The sequence below is a fragment of the Leuconostoc lactis KCTC 3528 = DSM 20202 genome (assembly GCF_014651235.1).
Classification (GTDB): Bacteria; Bacillota; Bacilli; order Lactobacillales; family Lactobacillaceae; genus Leuconostoc; species Leuconostoc lactis.
Window position 1 is genome coordinate 69,243 of the sequence record NZ_BMWM01000002.1, and the last position, 15,927, is coordinate 85,169.

Sequence of the window (15,927 nt, forward strand, 5' to 3'; positions counted from 1 at the left end):
AGGAGAACAACATGACACGAGTAGTCATTACTGGTCTTGGTGCCGTAACCCCACTTGGAAATGATACAGAAACATTTTTGAATGGTATCTTCAACGAAGAAATCGGGATTAAGCCAATTACAAAGTTCGATGCCACAGAAACAGGGATTACGGTCGCTGGACAAGTTGATGGATTTGACCCAGCAAAACGTGTAGGCAAGCGTGACGCACGTAAGTTGGATTTGTTCTCACAATACGCCATCGATGCGGCTGATCAAGCATTGGAAAATGCTGGTTTGAAAGCACCGGAAGGCTCAGAAAACCCAACGACTGTCCAAGACCCAACGCGTTTTGGCGTTATTCTGGGTAATGGTATCGGTGGTTTGACCACTATTCAGGAACAAGTGATCAAAATGCATGACAAGGGACCACAACGTGTCAGCCCATTGTTCGTGCCTGAATCAATTCCAAACATGGTATCGGGTAACGTGTCATTGCGTTTTGGTGCCAAAGGGGTAAACTATACGGTTGTGACTGCTTGTGCCTCTGCAACCAATGCCATTGGTGAAGCTTTCTGGCGTATCCAATCCGGTAAGGCAGATGTGATGTTGACGGGTGGTTCAGAAGCCACAGTTAACGAAATTGGGATTGCTGGTTTCGCGGCTTTGACAGCGTTGTCAACGGAAACAGATCCGATGGAAGCGTCAAAGCCATTTGACAAGAACCGTCATGGTTTTGTCCTTGGTGAAGGTTCAGGTATCTTGGTCATTGAAAGTCTCGAACACGCCCAAGCACGTGGGGCCAACATTTTGGCTGAACTTGTGGGTTATGGTGCATCATCTGATGCATACCACATGACATCACCATCACCTGATGGTGAAGGTGCGGCGCGTGCCATGCGTGATGCCCTTCGCGATGCCGATTTGCAACCTGAAAAGATTTCATATATCAATGCGCACGGAACAGCAACTGGTGCCAATGATTCTGGTGAAGCACATGCGATTGCCACTGTCTTTGGGGCTAATAATGTCCCTGTCTCATCAACTAAGGGGATGACAGGTCATTTGCTTGGTGCGGCTGGTGCGATTGAAGCCTTGGTTTCAGTTGGCGCACTTGTCCGCGGCGAAATGCCAGTTAACGTTGGTGTGGACGAACAAGATGATGACACGAAGTTGGTGAACTTGGTGTCTACTGCGACAAAGCATACCGCACCTGAATATGTACTAAGTGCAAATTATGGTTTTGGTGGCCACAACGCTGCAGTCATTTTCAAAAACTGGCACGAAGAGGCTTAATTCATGAGTTTAAATATCGATGAAATCCGCAGCTTGATGGCGGATCTAGAAAATAGTTCATTACGCGAATTTCAAATTATCGACGGTGATTTTAGTTTGCATTTGTCAAAAAATGACAACGCGGCGATTGTCGCACCAGCACTCACTGCCGCCGCTGAACCAGTGGTGGCTAACGATGCACCTAACGAACATCCATTGGCAAAACCAGTGACAGCGGGTGTCGAGATCGTTGCGCCAATGGTTGGCACAGTGTATTTGCAACCAAAACCAGAAGCGCCAATGTTTAAACAAGTTGGTGACAAGGTAGCGGTTGGTGAAACAGTAGCTGTGATTGAAGCGATGAAACTGATGACCGAAATTCACAGTGAAGTTGCTGGCACAATTGCCGAAGTTTTGGTTGAAAACGAAGAAGTGGTGGACTATAACAAGCCACTTTATATCGTGACACCAGCATAATTTAAGCGGAGTTTTCCGCGTACATACCTGAATAGGAGGAAAGGCATACAGTAATTGGTGCTGTATGTTTAATAGACACATGAGCGTACTAAATACCCAACAAATTATGGACATCATCCCACATCGTTATCCGATGTTAATGTTGGATACGGTTGAAGAATTGGTGCCAGGTGAACGGGCCGTGGCTTACAAGAATATTTCAATCAATGAAGAAATTTTCCAAGGCCATTTCCCAGGAAACCCAACCTTTCCAGGTGCGTTAACCGTTGAAGCCTTGGCCCAAACGGGTGCCGTTGCGCTTTTGTCAATGCCAGAATATAAAGGAAAGACTGCTTACTTTGGCGGTATCAAGAAGGCGCGTTACCGTCAAATGGTACGCCCTGGTGACCGCTTGCGTTTGGAAGTGACAATCGATCGTTTGCGTGGGCCAATTGGAACGGGTAAAGGGATTGTGTGGATTGGTGACAAGAAGGCAACAACTGCTGAATTGACATTCATCATTGGAGATTAATTGTGTTTAAAAAAGTATTGGTTGCCAACCGTGGTGAAATTGCGGTTCGTATTATCCGAACGTTAAAAGAAATGGGCATTGGGTCAGTGGCGATTTATTCGACCGCTGATAAGGATAGCCTGCATGTTCAAATCGCTGATGAAGCGATTGCTGTCGGTGGGCCAAAGCCAAAAGACTCTTATTTGAATATGAAAAACATTTTGAGCGCCGCCTTACTATCTGGGGCAGAAGCCATTCACCCAGGTTACGGTTTCTTAGCTGAAAATGCGTTGTTTGCCGAAATGGTCGGTGAGGTCGGAATTCAATGGATCGGGCCACGGCCAGAAACCATCGAATTAATGGGTAACAAAGCGAACGCCCGTGAAGAAATGCGCCGCGCTGGTGTGCCTGTCATTCCAGGATCTGAAGGGTTTATTCGGGATTTTGACGAAGCCAAGGCTGTGGCCGATCGCATTGGTTATCCTTTGTTGCTCAAGGCTGCTGCTGGTGGTGGTGGCAAAGGGATGCGCTTTGTATACGGCGAAGATGAGCTCTCAGATAAATTTGATGATGCGCAAAACGAAGCCCGTGCTGCTTTTGGCGATGACCATATGTATATCGAAAAGGTCATGGAACGCGTGCGGCATATTGAAATGCAATTGTTGCGCGATGAAAATGGCCATGTGATTTATTTGCCTGAACGTAATTGTTCTTTGCAACGTAATAACCAAAAAGTGTTAGAAGAATCGCCAGCAACTGGTGTGACGCCAGCAATGCGTGCTGAATTGGGTGAAATTGTGACCCGCGCAGCCCAAGCCTTGGGTTATGTGAACACTGGGACGATTGAATTTTTGCAAGATCATGAAGGCGCCTTTTATTTCATGGAAATGAACACGCGGATTCAAGTAGAACATCCCGTTTCAGAAATGGTCACCGGTTTAGATTTGATTCGATTGCAGATTGCCGTGGCCGCTGGTGAAGATTTGCCAGTGACGCAAGCTGATGTGCAAGTACAAGGTCATGCAATTGAAGTACGTTTGACGGCTGAACAGCCAGAAAAGCATTTTGCCCCTAGTGCTGGGACAGTTGGTTTCGTCTTTCTCCCAACTGGTGGGCCTGGTATTCGTATTGATTCGGCATTGTTTAATGGCGATAAAATCCAACCATTCTATGATTCAATGATTGGGAAGCTCATTGTGCATGGTGCAGACCGCACGCAAGCGATGGCCAAAATGCGCCGGATTGTGGATGAAACGGTGGTCCGTGGTGTCGCCACGAGCCGCGCCTTCCAACAGGCATTGTTAGCTGATCCCCAAGTACAACGTGGGGAATTTGATACACGTTACCTAGAAAGTGACTTTTTACCACGCTGGCTTGATAGTTTGCCAGCGACTGAATAAACAATAATACCGCGTATGGCCGACATATGCGGTATTATCATATTAGTGCCATATGCAGTTCTGGACTGCTAAGTAAAGTGATTAGGAGGCATGTGTCCCAACTGGTGAGTTTGCGGTGTTGGGATACGGGATAAAGATGGATTTATACGATAATCAAAAATCAACCGCTAAAATTAAGCGGGATGCATCGGTCAATGAACGCATCCCAGACGGGCTTTTCTTAGCTTGTCCTTATTGCGGTGTTCAAATGTACAATAAGCAATTGGGACCGTTTCGTGTATGCGCGCACTGTGGCTATGGCTTCCGTTTGCAAGCGCAAGAACGCGTCGATTTGCTCACGCAATCATTTGAAGAAATGGATGCTGACATTGAAATGACAACACCAGAATTTCCTGGTTATGCGGATAAGCTCGCGCGGGCGAAATCACAAACAGGTTTAGGCGAATCCGTATTGACCGGTGTGGCCACGATTGAAAATGAAAAAGTGGCGCTAGGCGTCATGGATTCTTATTTCATGATGGGGTCATTGGGATCCATGACTGGTGAAAAAATCACCCGCTTGTTTGAATATGCGACGGATAAAAAATTACCGGTAGTATTGTTCACGGCTTCTGGTGGGGCACGGATGCAAGAAGGTATTAATTCCTTGATGCAAATGGCCAAAGTGTCAGCGGCAGTGGCGGCGCATCAAGAAGCTGGCCTCCTTTATTTGGTCGTACTGACAGATCCAACAACTGGTGGGGTGACGGCCAGTTTCGCCATGCAAGGCGATATTACGTTAGCTGAACCGCATGCTTTGGTTGGCTTTGCTGGTGCACGTGTGATTGAATCAACGATTCATGAGAAGCTACCAAAGGACTTTCAGCGTGTCGAAACGTTACTAGAAAATGGCTTTGTTGATCAAATTGTGCCCCGTCCTGAACTGAGCGCCATTATTGCTAAACTGGTGAGGTTGCATCGGGTGTCGGAGGTATAACATGGCAGTCAATATTGGATTAAAATTATTTAAGCATGAATTAACGCCAGCTGAAGTGGTGAAAAAGTCACGTGAAGACCGCTTTTTGGCGCGTGAAATTATTGATGGTATTTTTACGGACTTTGTTGAATTGCATGGCGATCGTTTGAGTGGGGATGACATGTCGGTGATTGGCGGCATTGCTGCTTTAAATGGCAAGCCGGTGACTGTCATTGCCATTGATAAGGGTGTTGATATTCAAGATAAGCTGAGCAAACGCAATGGGTCGCCTGAACCTTGGGGTTATCGCAAAGCACAACGTTTGATGCAACAAGCTAACAAATTTCATCGCCCAATTGTGACGTTTATTAACACGCCAGGGGCATTTCCAGGTAAAACGGCGGAAGCGCAAGGCCAAGGCGAAGCGATTGCCAAGTCTATTTTAGAATCTATGAAATTGACGGTACCAATGATTGCCATTATTTATGGAGAAGGTGGTTCTGGTGGCGCTTTGGCGTTGGCCACGAGTGATCAAGTCTGGATGTTCCAAAATGCGACTTATTCCATTTTGTCACCGGAAGGTTTTGCATCTATTTTATGGAAAGATAGTAAGCGTGCTGATGAGGCCGCCGCTGTCATGGGTATCACGGCTAAGGATCTTTTGGAAAAGGGTGTGATTGAATATATTATTCCCGAATCACGGAATCATCCGCGTGTCTTTAATTTGATTCGCCAGCGGTTAGACGATGAATTTGTGCGACTAAATGCGTTAACGCCAGAAGAATTACTTAAGCAACGACGTGTACGGTTTAGAGCGTTTTAATATGGTATAATAAAAATACTGACGGCTGTCAGTATTTTTATTTTTTGCGTGAGCAGCTTAAATTGGGGTCGTTTTTGGAATTCGACAGGCTGTTTAGGGCATGGACTGCGTTTCGCCATCCGGGCGTTAAAACGGGCAGAAATTTTAACTGCAAAAAACGAAAACTCTTTCGCAATCGCTGCCTAAAAAACAGTGATGCGTCACTTAATCTTGGTAGCTGGCGTCTAAGGTTAGGTCATAAAAAGTCAGATCGCGTCGTTGCTTAGATTCGGAACAGCGGCGTTAAATGAATCGAGTTAGTGATTGATGTTAGCCTCGTGTTGTGGCGGAATCAATCATGAAACTTAAATGACAACACTATAAGCGTAGAGGTTCATGTACCGGGCAGTTTGGACAGGGGTTCGACTCCCCTCGACTCCACTAAGCATTTCATGGCGTTGCATAAGGTTGCAAAAACCTTGATGTAGCGCCTTTTCTTATGAAAAATGTTGCACTGTATTTCATAGCATTTCACACAAAATGGGAAACTTTTTGGGAAACATTTTAAATAAGCAAGTAAGCAGTGTAACGGCGTTTAAGCCGTTTTTTATTTGCAAAAGTGGGAAACATTTAGCATATCATCAAAATGTGGTACATAATCAGAATATATACGATAAATAATGTATATATACATTATAATATTCATAGAAGACCAACTAATTAGAGAGGTAACTATGACAACTACATGGACGAATAGAGCGATAATCAAACGTTACTTTTCGGGTATGATAGGCCTTGAATGTGAGTTGATAGCGGAAGACTTAGAGCGTTCAAATAAGTACAGATATGAAAACACAGTATTTGTTCAAGAGATTAAGCGAGTGCTAGATGAGTTCTGTAAACAACTCACACCAGAGCTTAAAGATATGTACGTCAGCAAGTCCAAAGAGAACAGGCCATTTATAGAGTTCTACACTGTTGTTGCACCTGCTGGTTACATCATGTCATTGAATAAAGAACTCAATCAGATTGTGAGCCAGATTGAACGACCACGAGAGCGTTTATACGCATGATATGATGTTGTGTGTATTTATACTGATAGTATTTTAAAGTAGCTTATATGGCGTTTCAGGGGGGCTATGGGTACGATAAAAGGAAAACGTAGTATAGCTGGAGCTTTAAATACAAATGCCAAAATTAAACATTTGAAAAGTCCCGTAATTAACTTTTGGTAATGACAAAAAATAAAAACGAGGTGTGATCATGGCAGATAGAACAGATAAGATGTTGAGAGATTATTTTTCAGGAAGATTGAAGCTAATGGCAGAGGTTGAGCCACGATACAAGCAAGATATTGCAGACATTACATTTTGTTTGTCAGTCATCAAGCCAGAACATAGCGAAGTCATCAAGCGATATTACAGTGATAAGTTTATAACGTGGGAAGAAGTTGTGAGCGAAGCAGGTAAAAGTCACTCGAGTTTACGGACATGGCGCAACGACTTTAAAACGTTATTGAATGTGATGACACAACACGGGGATGAATTTATTGAGTTGAGACATGAAGCATTACAAGTGTAGTGCTTTTTTGTTTGAAATAAAAATACCCCCGCCCCTTGTTACTAGATTGTAGAGCACACACATACCGTTGCCTTATAAAAATGTTGAATTTTGAAAAGTTTTTTTATAGGGGGGTTATCCCATAAACGTTGATATAAAGGCTTTTATCAATTTCAGTACAGAACACAGGAATGCTGATATATCAACGTTTACAGCTTACTGGTTTCTAAAACGGGCATAGTTTATCACTACTGCCACAAGGGTTACATCCTATTTAACGTAAAAACTACCCCCTAAACCCACCCTAGTTTTTGTAGTTATGGTTACTTTAGCTACCACTTTTAAGCCTATTTTTGAGTTAAGAACCCTTTAACGTTGCTATATTAACCTTGTCAAGCCCCCCATAGCTATCACAGAGAGTTATAGCGAATGTTTGTTATCGTTTGAAACGATAGCGAGATAGTCCGAGGTCATTTGAAACGACCACTAGATGAGTTCCTTATGAATTTGATTGATAACGGATACAATCTCATCCCCGTATCAGTGAGCAAGATAGAGCTTGTGTATTGGTCTCAAAACAAGCTAGATAGCGTGTTAATTTGCGTTTGATATATTGATGAGTGTATTTATACCAGACAGACATTAAACGCTTAAAACGGCTGTCACAGCTTAATAAAATACATACCAAAAGGCACGAACTAGATAATATGAGTTCGTGCCTTTTTAGTTTATACGGTTGTTCAAATATGGGGAGACATAAAACGATTTAGTGCTAAAAATGCAAGCAAAAGCAAGCATTAAAAGTCTTAAAGATGTTAGTAAATGATAGTGTGTAAGGTCACAAAAATGTTATCAAATGTCAACATGCAGGGTTTCAAAAATACTAGCATTTACTAGCACGATAATACCAACAAATACCAACATACATAAGCGTTTAACCATTGCTATAAATGGTTATACATGGCGTTATAGAAAGGGTACAAGGTCACAAAAAAGGTTACATTTAGCGTTGCAAAAACGTTGCATTTTGTTGCAACCTTTTACGTACTTTATGCAATCTTCATTGTTATTGGGAAACAACAATAATTTACATTTTTAATTTAAAAAGCATTGAAATTATCATTATAGTATACAAGGGCTTCTATTATTTTTAATTGCAGAGACTCGGGATAAGGCAGTTCATTGATTAACAATGCTATGATTTCTGACAGTTCGTCCTTAGTTATTTTTTTAATGACGGTGATTAGTACAATATTTTCCATTTCTTTCAGAAATATATCGACCACATGTCTATCATAACCGTTTATTTTCAAGAACAATGCTCCCAAAGCTATGCTACTACGTTTATTTCCGTCCAAAAAGGGATGATTGAAAGCGACTCCGTAAACTAAATGGGTGATTTTATCTTCAAAAGTAGGGTAGTAGGAGTCATTTTGAATGAATTGTAGGACGCTATCAAGGCCTCCAATATCTTTGGCTCCAGGTAAGCCACCACTTGTATCTATAACATTATTATGCTCTTTAATGGCTTGTAGATAATCAAAATATAGAATCATTTGTCCTTTAGCCTCTTAAAAACATCTATGTTTTCAGTTATTTGTTCCTGAAGAGACTTGCTTTTTTCGCCTAAGAATTTTTCGAAATCATCTTTGTTCATAGGATTGATATAGTCGCTTATGTTAGAGTGTACAACGGATCTAAAACCGTAATCTCGGCTAGCCATTTTAGTTCTTGCATCATCAATTAACGGTTTTTGTAGAGGGTGTGATGAAAACTTATCAAGAATTTGTTTGGTTTCTATTTTTGTTAATTTTCTATTTAGTTCGTTATACTTTGATTCTATTTCATATGCCAATCCTGCTTCAAAACTTGCAATAAGAACTAATACTTCACTATACAAAGTATCACGCATGTTTTCTCGAGCCTTTAAATCCAAAAGTTTTTTATAGTCTTTTGCTTGTTCTTTAAAAATGGCTTTATATATCTCATCAGTAAAATATGCGTATTTATATGCATTCATGTCAACATAACTGTTTAATGCATTTGTAAACTGTTTTCTTTCAGTTTTTTCCCGATAACTTTGCTCTAAAAAAGAAGTGTCTCGTTGATTAACATATTTGACATTTCCTTTAGTTTTTTCTTGTAATACTTCTACTGTAATATCCAGTATTTTGCTTCTTAATTCTTGAGCAACACTACTAGTTTTTAATAGCATAGACAAATTTAAGATAGTTCTAATACTTGATATAGCAATATTTCTGACTTTGAGACCATCATTATTGATGGTCTCAAATACCTCTGGGTGTTGTTCTCGAAAATCGTTTAGTTTTTTTCCACTTAAAACAGAAAAGTCGTTGCGTTCTAACTCAACTCTGTGTTCCGAAATGGTTCTTTCTAGTGTTGGAATACTTATGTCAAAAAAATTTGCAACTTGCTGATTAGTGAAATATGATTGTTTAAAATTGTATATCTCTTCTACTTTTTCAAGTGCTAAATCATTATTTAATATATTTTGTCTATTAATATCTACATCTAAGTTATTATTATTCATTAGAAACCCCTTAATGTGCATAAAACAGGATACTAGTTTAACTTTTTAACGTGAACGCTTGGCACGTATGTACGCACTCTGTGAGTGCTTATTTAATTAAGACTGTTGCTAATCCAATCGGCTACGTATGTTTCCAAAAAGGCGGCTATAACAATGAGTGGTAAAACATACTTAACATAGCTAGTTATTAACTGTTTTATCTCATCCATAAACTGAGTTGAGGTGTTCATCTTTTTAGATATTTTGTTTCTCATCCACTTGTTAATACGGTCAAGCGCTACGATCCAGAAGCAAAGTGCTAATATTTCAATTAACATGTGTGGCAGAGAAGAAATTACAATAGTTGTGCCTTTTGCAAGAGACATATTGAAGATGATACCAAACAGTATGCCAGGCAGTATAGCAGTGGCAAGGGGTTGTAGCCAGTACAAGAATGGTATCGGAATAAGTCCTAGTATCAACATTTGTAACGGTACTTTAAAGCCATTATTTATGATGTAAGCCACAACTAAATCTAATCCAGATTTATGTTCTACTGATTCAGGTATGTTACTTGAGACAGAGTTTATTGTTGATTGAATGTCAGGATGAATAAGATAAGTAAGTATAGACGATACAACAATAATCAACAGCATGAAACATAAATATTTAAATGGTTGTTTTATATTTTCTTTAGATAAGTATTTCATAATCAATCAATCTTTCATCTCAGCCAATAGCTTGGACAGGGAAGCATGACACAGAGTCTGGGTTCTCGTTAAAACAACGAGTTATTTTTTCGTTTTAAGTCACTTACTGATAGTAGGTGGCTTTTTATTTATAATTTATTAATGGTTAAACATTGATACCAACAACAAGATTAATCCGGCTACAGTAAGTAGTATTCCTGCAATCTGATATTGTTTGTTGTTATCTCGCTTGGATAGTGTAATAAAGGTTGTACCAGAAAAAAGAAAAGTTAGTGCTAGAAAAAAAGATGTCATAGTTTCAACTCCTATATATTCTTCAGTACAGCACTCTCAAGCGACATAGGTATACCAAAGTACGCCATGAAGTCATAAAGCTTACTGTATCTGTCTGTATTCTCGTCAAAGTAGAAATCAGCTAACATTTTAAACGCATAAGAATTAGCACTAATTTCAGCATCACTTTTGGCCAAAGGTGAGAATGCATAAGTTTTATGCTGTTCACCATTCAAAACATGTTGTAACTCATGGAATTGCCTAAAAGGGAGTGAGAACTTAGTCTTAAAGTTAGGGTTAATGATGATTATGTTATCAGACGGTAAGGCAACATCTGGATCATATATAGAACCAGCCATTTCAGTAATGACAATCTTTTTATGTGTCAACTTATCAGCGTTATAGGTTGATACCACATCATTAAAGTAGTCTAGCGGGGATGTATAGTCGAGATATTCATACATTTATTTTCTTTCCTCACGTAACATCTTAACGAACGCAAGGATAGAATTTTTATAGTCCTCTGATAGTTCTTTACCCTCAAAAGACATAATTAACTCATCATCAGCTAAATCTACGTGCTTTTTATCATCCCCGTCATCAGAGCCGTTGTGAGGCGTTTTAAGCGGGCTGTCTGTCTTGCCTTGTAGATACTCTACTGTGGTATCTAAAGCGTCAGCAATCAACGAGAGCATGGCATAAGAGGGAGTATATTTATCAGTTTCAATTTGTGCAATGCTTGAACGTGAAGAATTAACTAATTCAGCTAGAGAAGTTTGAGTTAGTTTTTTTATTTTGCGCTGTTCTTTCATGCGTTCTGATGTTACAGACATATTAGCACCTCGATTAAATGTTAAGAATTTATAAAGCACTTAATCAAAAATGAAACTTAATTAAGAAACTTTAAAGCGTATTGTACAGTGAACTAACAAAAGTTATAGTTTAATTATTGAATGTTAGTTGAACGAACAAAATATATTTACTTGTACAGTGAATATACACTAATCATACCAGACAATACAGGTCAATTAAAGGCAAATAGATACATTTAAGTGCAAGAGTGAACCACTATAAAAGCAACGAGATGGGAGAAATTATCATGACAGTATCAAACGCATTATTTAACGAAGCACAGGTAATCAAGGACACTAACAGCGCATTGGAAGACATCCAAGAAACGTTAGCTCTCTCGTTGGTTGATAGCTTGAAAGCGGGCGACCATATCACAACGCCAACAATCATTGATATGTTGAAAGACTTGGAAGATATGCAACTCAAGTATTATGACCGTTTGGAAGAAAACGAGAACACACAAGGCGGTTTAGAGAACCAAGAACAATCAGGGGATGAGGAAACAGCAGAATGAAAATACCACGGTCAGAACAAGAAACAATCGTGATTTATGACGTTGAAGTAGGTAAGTGGCACATTGATACGACCTACCCACCACACATCAGAAAATACACGCCTGCTATGGGAGAAATTGAGGAAAAAACGCAAGATAGGTTAGCAGGTTTGATAAGTGATGAGTATAGTGGCTCATTCATGACAAGAAAGCGCAAAACACTAACGGATGAACAACGCCAACGGGTAGTAGATCAACTAAGAAAGGGGCAAGCATAATGAGTATCACAATTTGGTTAGGGCAAGTAATCACGATAATTGTATTAGTGGGTGGCACTTTTGTCGCTGGTATGGTGGTAGGCGACAGTCACAAGGGAGGACGTAAGGCATGAATTTGTACATCAAAACGTTGAATAAGCTATTTGAGACATTGCCTAGCATTGCAGACAGTGAAGCAATCAAAGGCCATGACAAAGCACGGGTGGAGATTATGACAGCCTATGAACATCTAGACAAAGCAATGACACGCCTAGTCATTGATAACGTGTAAAGGGGATGAAATGGCAGTAAGTAATGATGAGCTAATGGAAGAATTAGCAGAAATGAATTTTCATATTTTACAGGGTATAGGAGATGTAAAAGACACCCTAGACCAACAACACCACGTTTGGAAACGAGCCGAGAATGTGGCCAAGCACTTTGATGTGAGTTTAGGCACAGTCAAGAGCTGGAAAAGGCGTGGACTGATAACAGGTTATAAACATGACAAGATAGTCATTTATGACGTGTTAGTGATTGAACGTGATTTGTTTCAAGTAGAAAACTAGAAAGGAATGCAGAGCATGAAAAAGGGCATAAAAAAAGCACATCCCCGAGCGACCAAACTTACGGATGAGCCTAACCACAAACGCCCATATCATGGCTTTTGCTATACACATTTTAACATGAATACAGATAAATTACTAAAAGTTTGGAATTTAGATCTACAAACATTATCAGGCGAGGCGCAAAAAATACAAGCGTTAGCTCATACACTCAATAAAGCCATTGAGGGCGGAGAGCTTGATACCGAGTACATCACGGATGTTATCGATATTATGGCAGGTTTTGCGATTGGTATTGTGAACAAAGCTGATGAGCTGGAGGTGGGACAATGACAGACACACCACTATCAAACATTGAGCAACAGATACTCAATACATTACCCGCAGGACGAGCGCAAGCAATCACATTGGAAAAATTAGCTTACTTATTGCGGATTAACAAAAAGCGTGTGAGCGATATTGTCGCAGACTTGCGTAAACGTGGTTATTTAATTGGTAGTAACCGACAAGCACACGGTGGCATGTATCTCATTGTCACAAGTAATGAGTTTTGGGAGACAGTCAACACGTTACAAAAGAGTGTTAATAGTCAACAAGCTATTATTAACGCTTTATTGAAGCATGAGGAAAGATTTACGAGGGAATAAACATGAGTAATTGTGAAAACACTTTCATAGTACAAACTAAATCAAAGTTAAGTTTGAAAGATGTGAATGATGATGTGCAGGTACAACTTGAAAAAGCACAATCAATCACAGATTATCTAAGACGAATCAATGACAATCAACATGATATTAATAAAACACTATTCAAAAATGATTATTTAGGTAGTGAAATTGGTAAAGCAGAGACCGCACTCGTCATTTTAAATGAATTTATTGATACTGCTGTGAATTTACTAGAAAGCGTTGAATAGGGAGAATGAGATGACACAATCACAACGAGTAGCGGTCAATCATGCTTTAGAAAGTGTGATGAGTGCTAAGAGCCTTGTAGACTTAGCGAGATACCAAAAAGAGCCACAGAAACTCATAAGCATGTTGCTTAGAGTTGGGACTAACCTTGATGAGATTGAGACACGGTTGCAGACACTCAAAGGTAGGGTGTGACCATGAATAGGTGGGAACATGTCAGGCAATATCAACAGGCAGGTGCTTATGTATTTATGGCGTTACCTAATCAAAAATTTAATGCTGTTGAGGGTGGCTTTAATAACAGTTTTAACAATAGAGATGATTTGCAAAGTTGGTTAAATATATATCCAGAGTATTACAAGGGCAACGTTGGGATAGACCTATCAAAGAGCAATTTAGTTGTCGTTGATATTGATAAGCATGAGCAGAACGGTATGGATAGTATTTTATCGTGGTTTAAAACACATCAAATTGCACCTGATACATTGCAAGATACCTATCTAGAACAAACACCCACAGGCGGACTACATGCGTTCTATCTCATCCCCAGCGGACAAGATAAACCAAAGCACATTATAAACGCTATTACGGGTGTAGACGTTTTGAACAATACAGCAGTGATGACAGCACCGTCCGCATTGACAGGCGGGCAATATCGACAGATTACCCCTTTTGACAAAATTAAGCCCGTGCCAACGTGGGTTTGTGACTTAGCAAACGGTTTGGGTACTGATAGACCTAACAATGTTTACAGGGCAAAATATAGCCTTGCGGACAGGTGGAAAATGACCATTAACGGCTTTGAGACAGGAGAGCGAAACAATCAAGCCATGAGTTTAGCGGGCTATCTGTTTGCCATTGATGTCACGCCACAAGATATATATGACATTATGCAGACAGTCAATGAACGGAGCCGTGAGCCGTTACCTGATCATGAATTAAATACCGTGTATATGAGTGCAAGAAGACGTGAGGAGAAAAAACGAGCAAGGATGAATGACTATGGCAGAGATTGATACAACAGCATTACCCAAAAAGTCCAGCCACATCCCTAGCTGGTTGGATGTGCAATATAACGAGACAGGCGAAATCAGCAAGACTACTGTTAATGTTGAAAGATTAGCGGAGTTTGTTGCCAAAGAGACGCATTTTTACACTGATAATAACAATCTAGCAGGTTATTTGTTTAACGGTCAGTATTGGAAACGTTACAAGAATGTAAAGCAGGCAGATAATGCGTTAAGTTCGAGAGTAGCGACACTGTTAAAACAGAACAAAAAGCTAACGAGTGCCAAACAAGTTAAAAATGTTGTTGATCTGATACGTGTAGTGACTGTAAAAGACGTGTCTGACTACATTGATTTTACAGATGAACCGTACATGGTTAGTTTTACTAATGGCACATTAGACATGCGCACGTTAGAAATCAAGCCAAACGCACCACAGTATCATGCTTTAGGCGGGCTAGATTATCCCGTGAGTGATAAAGATTTACCAACACCAAAGACAGATGAGTTTTTTACACGGCTGTTAGGGGATGAAAACGCAGAACTGTTATATAAGTTTATTGGCTATGGTTTTAAACGTAATTACTTGCCTTTTCAAAACTTTGTCATTTTGTATGGTAAAGGTGGTAACGGTAAAGGTACAGCTTTGACTTACATTGGTCAGAAACTATATAGCGGTAATGTCAGTGAATTGAGTTTACAAGCCTTTGGAGACAAGTTTAAGACAGTAGGATTAGTGGGTAAATATGCCAACATTGGCAGTGATATACCGGCTAACTACATGCCAAATACAGAGAATCTAAAACTAGCCGTGAGTGGCAAAGAAAAGTTTGAAGTGGAATCTAAGGGTGTACAGGCGTTTAGTATCGTCAATTATGCGACATTGTTCTTTTCAGCTAATGATTTACCTAACATTAGACGAGATAGTGGGTTAGATCGTAGACCTTTGGTACTGACAACGCAAGGTAAAGGCTTTACCAACGCAGATGGGAAGAGTGATTTATTTGATGAAAGTGAATTACTGGATGAACGACCAGCCTTTACACGTTGCTCGTATACTGAAAATCCGGACTGCTTTATTTCTAGGGCATAATCCGAGATAATCAAGTATAGGAGTTTTTTTATATTATGAAAGCTAAGCGATACTCAACAGAATTTAAGTCATCAATTGTCACCTTGTATAACGAGGGACGTTCTGCTAATTCTCTAGCCAATGAATACCATTTGGCTGTACAAACCGTCACGGGTTGGGTGAAGAAAGCCCAAATCATTGGGACGGACGTTACCGGTAAGCCAGTGACTCGCGCCCAATTTAATGCAATGCAGAAAGAAGTCGCAAGACTCAAAGAAGAAAACGAAATTTTAAAAATTGCGGCCGTTTTGCTGGG

Annotated in this window: 23 protein-coding genes and 1 other RNA gene; 19 read left to right on the top strand and 5 right to left on the bottom strand. The window is 40.1% G+C overall.

The window, feature by feature from the left end:
- Positions 1-11 precede the first annotated feature (11 nt).
- The 9 genes from fabF to IE039_RS01580 all read left to right on the top strand — a co-directional run bounded on the left by fabF (position 12) and on the right by IE039_RS01580 (position 6,958).
- On the top strand, positions 12-1,274 hold the full coding sequence (gene fabF / locus IE039_RS01540) for a beta-ketoacyl-ACP synthase II (protein WP_048700545.1): 1,263 nt from the start codon (positions 12-14) through the stop codon (positions 1,272-1,274).
- Between the two features lie 3 nt (positions 1,275-1,277).
- Positions 1,278-1,730 (top strand): acetyl-CoA carboxylase biotin carboxyl carrier protein, encoded by a 453-nt coding sequence (locus IE039_RS01545; protein ID WP_010005671.1) that lies wholly within the window; start codon positions 1,278-1,280, stop codon positions 1,728-1,730.
- 79 nt (positions 1,731-1,809) lie between these two features.
- A complete protein-coding gene (gene fabZ / locus IE039_RS01550; RefSeq protein ID WP_029508991.1) occupies positions 1,810-2,241 on the top strand; it encodes a 3-hydroxyacyl-ACP dehydratase FabZ in 432 nt (143 codons plus the stop codon).
- A 2-nt stretch (positions 2,242-2,243) separates the two neighbouring features.
- Positions 2,244-3,620 (top strand): acetyl-CoA carboxylase biotin carboxylase subunit, encoded by a 1,377-nt coding sequence (locus IE039_RS01555; protein ID WP_189428609.1) that lies wholly within the window; start codon positions 2,244-2,246, stop codon positions 3,618-3,620.
- A gap of 136 nt (positions 3,621-3,756) precedes the next feature.
- Entirely contained in the window at positions 3,757-4,596 is an 840-nt protein-coding gene (locus tag IE039_RS01560; protein WP_029510424.1) for an acetyl-CoA carboxylase carboxyltransferase subunit beta, read from the top strand.
- A 1-nt stretch (position 4,597) separates the two neighbouring features.
- Positions 4,598-5,398, top strand: a complete 801-nt coding sequence (gene accA, locus IE039_RS01565) for a carboxyltransferase subunit alpha (protein ID WP_189428610.1) — start codon at positions 4,598-4,600, stop codon at positions 5,396-5,398.
- A gap of 64 nt (positions 5,399-5,462) precedes the next feature.
- Positions 5,463-5,821, top strand: a transfer-messenger RNA (tmRNA) gene (gene ssrA, locus IE039_RS01570).
- Positions 5,822-6,111: 290 nt separating this feature from the next.
- Positions 6,112-6,450, top strand: coding sequence for a hypothetical protein (locus tag IE039_RS01575; RefSeq protein WP_019039992.1), 339 nt, complete (start codon positions 6,112-6,114; stop codon positions 6,448-6,450).
- 190 nt (positions 6,451-6,640) lie between these two features.
- The gene (locus tag IE039_RS01580) at positions 6,641-6,958 is read left to right on the top strand and encodes a hypothetical protein (RefSeq protein WP_019039991.1); all 318 of its coding nucleotides are present in this window, start codon (positions 6,641-6,643) and stop codon (positions 6,956-6,958) included.
- Between the two features lie 1,079 nt (positions 6,959-8,037).
- Here the strand turns inward: IE039_RS01580 and IE039_RS01585 are convergent.
- From IE039_RS01585 to IE039_RS01605, 5 genes are all read right to left on the bottom strand, one after another.
- Entirely contained in the window at positions 8,038-8,493 is a 456-nt protein-coding gene (locus IE039_RS01585; protein WP_010004922.1) for a type II toxin-antitoxin system death-on-curing family toxin, read from the bottom strand.
- A complete protein-coding gene (locus IE039_RS01590) occupies positions 8,490-9,488 on the bottom strand; it encodes a hypothetical protein (protein WP_010004921.1) in 999 nt (332 codons plus the stop codon). The genes IE039_RS01585 and IE039_RS01590 overlap by 4 nt, the downstream gene beginning before the upstream one ends.
- A 92-nt stretch (positions 9,489-9,580) precedes the next feature.
- Positions 9,581-10,177, bottom strand: a complete 597-nt coding sequence (locus IE039_RS01595; protein ID WP_010004920.1) for a stage II sporulation protein M — start codon at positions 10,175-10,177, stop codon at positions 9,581-9,583.
- 305 nt (positions 10,178-10,482) lie between these two features.
- The gene (locus tag IE039_RS01600) at positions 10,483-10,914 is read right to left on the bottom strand and encodes a M78 family metallopeptidase domain-containing protein (RefSeq protein WP_010004919.1); all 432 of its coding nucleotides are present in this window, start codon (positions 10,912-10,914) and stop codon (positions 10,483-10,485) included.
- Complete coding sequence (locus tag IE039_RS01605; RefSeq protein WP_189428611.1) at positions 10,915-11,283, bottom strand: helix-turn-helix domain-containing protein; 369 nt, start codon at positions 11,281-11,283, stop codon at positions 10,915-10,917.
- A gap of 266 nt (positions 11,284-11,549) precedes the next feature.
- Here IE039_RS01605 and IE039_RS01610 point away from each other — a divergent pair, with 266 nt between their 5' ends.
- The 10 genes from IE039_RS01610 to IE039_RS01655 form a co-directional block, all read left to right on the top strand.
- Positions 11,550-11,816 carry a hypothetical protein gene (locus IE039_RS01610; protein ID WP_010002337.1) on the top strand — a complete coding sequence of 89 codons (267 nt, stop codon included), beginning with the start codon at positions 11,550-11,552 and terminating at the stop codon, positions 11,814-11,816.
- Positions 11,813-12,073 carry a hypothetical protein gene (locus IE039_RS01615; RefSeq protein WP_189428612.1) on the top strand — a complete coding sequence of 87 codons (261 nt, stop codon included), beginning with the start codon at positions 11,813-11,815 and terminating at the stop codon, positions 12,071-12,073. Before IE039_RS01610 ends, IE039_RS01615 begins: the two co-directional genes overlap by 4 nt.
- A gap of 109 nt (positions 12,074-12,182) precedes the next feature.
- Positions 12,183-12,344, top strand: a complete 162-nt coding sequence (locus tag IE039_RS01620) for a serine/threonine protein kinase (protein ID WP_189428613.1) — start codon at positions 12,183-12,185, stop codon at positions 12,342-12,344.
- Between the two features lie 10 nt (positions 12,345-12,354).
- Positions 12,355-12,621, top strand: coding sequence for a hypothetical protein (locus IE039_RS01625; protein WP_009999912.1), 267 nt, complete (start codon positions 12,355-12,357; stop codon positions 12,619-12,621).
- 15 nt (positions 12,622-12,636) lie between these two features.
- Complete coding sequence (locus tag IE039_RS01630) at positions 12,637-12,951, top strand: hypothetical protein (protein ID WP_189428614.1); 315 nt, start codon at positions 12,637-12,639, stop codon at positions 12,949-12,951.
- Positions 12,948-13,265, top strand: coding sequence for a phage protein (locus IE039_RS01635; RefSeq protein WP_010005229.1), 318 nt, complete (start codon positions 12,948-12,950; stop codon positions 13,263-13,265). Before IE039_RS01630 ends, IE039_RS01635 begins: the two co-directional genes overlap by 4 nt.
- Before the next feature lie 2 nt (positions 13,266-13,267).
- Positions 13,268-13,534, top strand: a complete 267-nt coding sequence (locus IE039_RS01640; RefSeq protein ID WP_010005231.1) for a hypothetical protein — start codon at positions 13,268-13,270, stop codon at positions 13,532-13,534.
- Between the two features lie 195 nt (positions 13,535-13,729).
- Positions 13,730-14,548, top strand: coding sequence for a bifunctional DNA primase/polymerase (locus IE039_RS01645; protein WP_010005234.1), 819 nt, complete (start codon positions 13,730-13,732; stop codon positions 14,546-14,548).
- Positions 14,535-15,632 carry a DUF5906 domain-containing protein gene (locus tag IE039_RS01650; RefSeq protein WP_229782822.1) on the top strand — a complete coding sequence of 366 codons (1,098 nt, stop codon included), beginning with the start codon at positions 14,535-14,537 and terminating at the stop codon, positions 15,630-15,632. The genes IE039_RS01645 and IE039_RS01650 overlap by 14 nt, the downstream gene beginning before the upstream one ends.
- 35 nt (positions 15,633-15,667) lie before the next feature.
- Positions 15,668-15,927, top strand: a 260-nt coding sequence (locus IE039_RS01655; RefSeq protein ID WP_189428615.1) for a transposase, incomplete at its 3' end; no start/stop codon positions are given.